This window comes from Xenorhabdus khoisanae, assembly GCF_001037465.1.
GTDB classification, from domain to species: domain Bacteria; phylum Pseudomonadota; class Gammaproteobacteria; order Enterobacterales; family Enterobacteriaceae; genus Xenorhabdus; species Xenorhabdus khoisanae.
The window spans coordinates 1-2,098 of sequence record NZ_LFCV01000228.1 but is presented as its reverse complement, the minus strand read 5'-3'; the positions used below and the strand labels follow the sequence as shown (position 1 = coordinate 2,098).

The following is a 2,098-nucleotide window of genomic DNA, read 5'->3' as shown; positions in this document are numbered from 1 at the left end:
GTGCATGTTCTACAAAATCAACCTGCAAGCTGTTCTCTGAAACTTTTTCTGTGCGCACATTTCGCATCAGGGGCCAACTGTTGATTAATTTCAAGCGTGATAATTGGGCGAAAAAATGGCTCATTATTTTCTCCTTCAACGAAATGATACGATTAATTGTGAGCGGATAGGAAGGGGAAGTAAACCTATTCAGTATCAATTTTCACCAATATATCTCTTTTATCTTTTAAATAGGGACTTAAGAAACAATAGGAATATTCATTTCTGAGAAAATTATTTATGGAGAAATGGTTATCAGTAAGAAATAAGCTTTCTTATTTCAAATAAGAGCTTACCTCATTATGTTATTAACAGTTATAAGAGTAAGCTCTAAATGATAAATATTATATTTATTGGCGATAGTTACCGATAAAGCGGGCAAATTTTTCAATAGCCATTTGCAAGTCAGTAACATGCGGTAATGTGACAATACGGAAATGGTCTGGTTCTGGCCAGTTAAATGCGGTACCTTGAACCAGCAGAACTTTTTCCTGTAGTAAAAGATCTAATACCATTTTTTGGTCATCATAAATATTGAAACGTTTGGTATCTATTTTGGGGAACATATATAGTGCACCCATTGGTTTCACACAGGAAACCCCCGGAATTTGGTTTATCAATTCCCATGCGCGATTGCGCTGTTCATAAAGTCTGCCACCCGGAAAAATAAATTCACTGATACTCTGGTAGCCGCCCAATGCCGTTTGAATCGCGTGCTGCATTGGCACGTTGGCACAAAGGCGCATTGATGCCAGCATTTCTAAGCCTTCAATATAGTCTCTAGCCTGTTTTTTCGGGCCATTCAATACCATCCAGCCCTGACGGAAACCCGCAACGCGATAGGTTTTGGACAAACCATTAAAGGTGACAGTAAAAAGGTCAGGCGCTAATGCGGCAATGGAGTGGTGCTGGGCATCGTCGTACAGGATCTTGTCGTAAATTTCATCAGCGAAAATAATCAGATTATGCTGGCGGGCTATCTCCACGATTTCCAATAACAGCTCTTTACTATATACCGCCCCGGTTGGGTTATTCGGGTTAATAATCACGATACCACGGGTACGCGGGGTAATTTTACGGCGGATATCATCTAAATCAGGAAACCAGCCTTGTTGCTCATCACACAGATAATGTACGGCATTACCGCTGGAGAGTGATACCGCCGCTGTCCAAAGAGGGTAGTCAGGTGCAGGGACCAGCATTTCGTCGCCTGTATTCAACAGGGCCTGCATGGATTGAACAATAAGTTCAGAAACACCATTGCCGATGAAAATATCTTCAACAGTAATATCCAGCATATTTCTTGCCTGATAATGCTGCATGATCGCCTTGCGCGCAGAATATAACCCTTTTGAGTCGGAATAACCTTGGGCAGTCGGCAGGTTACGGATGACATCGACTAAAATTTCATCGGGTGCTTCAAAGCCAAATGGTGCCGGATTGCCAATATTTAATTTCAGTACCTTATTGCCTTCTTCTTCGAGTCGCTTGGCTTCTTTGAGGGTCTTCCCCCTGATGTCATAGCAGACATTATCTAATTTGCTGGATTTATTAATGGAAAACATAGGATGCCCTAACCTCTTTGGCGAAATGGATACTACCCGGCATAAAAAGTGTGATATTCAATGTACTCTTCTCAGTCTATCTTTTGAAGAGCCTCTGATATCTTTGGTTAAAACGGTTGTTTTAATAATAAATGAATAAGCCTGCTATCTAAAATTGTCGTTTTTATTGGTATTTTATTCTATGTTTTGATGTTAATATGAATCTATATTCTGAATAATAGTGTGTTTTTAGTTGCCTAAGAGTACAGCGGATGACATTTCGACAATGGTTCTTTTAGTCAATCTGGTTAGGAAATCTCGAATTGTCAATAAAAGTAAGAAGATTTGTATAATGTATTCTTATAATTTATCTTTGGCTTTCCTAAAGTTAATTTAGGTTTTTCTCACATGATAGTTTGATAATTTTTTTGAGTTTTTACCCATAACATTTTTAGGTTATTTTGTAAAAATCTTAACTCATTAAAAATACTTATATTATCTTGGCGCATTAAGTT

General features: G+C 38.5%; 2 protein-coding genes. Both read right to left on the bottom strand.

Translation table 11 applies throughout. From position 1 onward, the window contains the following. Positions 1 to 124 (bottom strand): YfbR-like 5'-deoxynucleotidase (locus tag AB204_RS20370; protein WP_047965208.1); only part of this gene is annotated, 124 nt, incomplete at its 3' end. Positions 125 to 389: 265 nt separating this feature from the next. Next, positions 390 to 1,604: a pyridoxal phosphate-dependent aminotransferase gene (locus AB204_RS20365; protein ID WP_047965207.1), complete on the bottom strand. Its 1,215-nt coding sequence runs from the start codon at positions 1,602 to 1,604 to the stop codon at positions 390 to 392. Positions 1,605 to 2,098 lie beyond the last annotated feature (494 nt).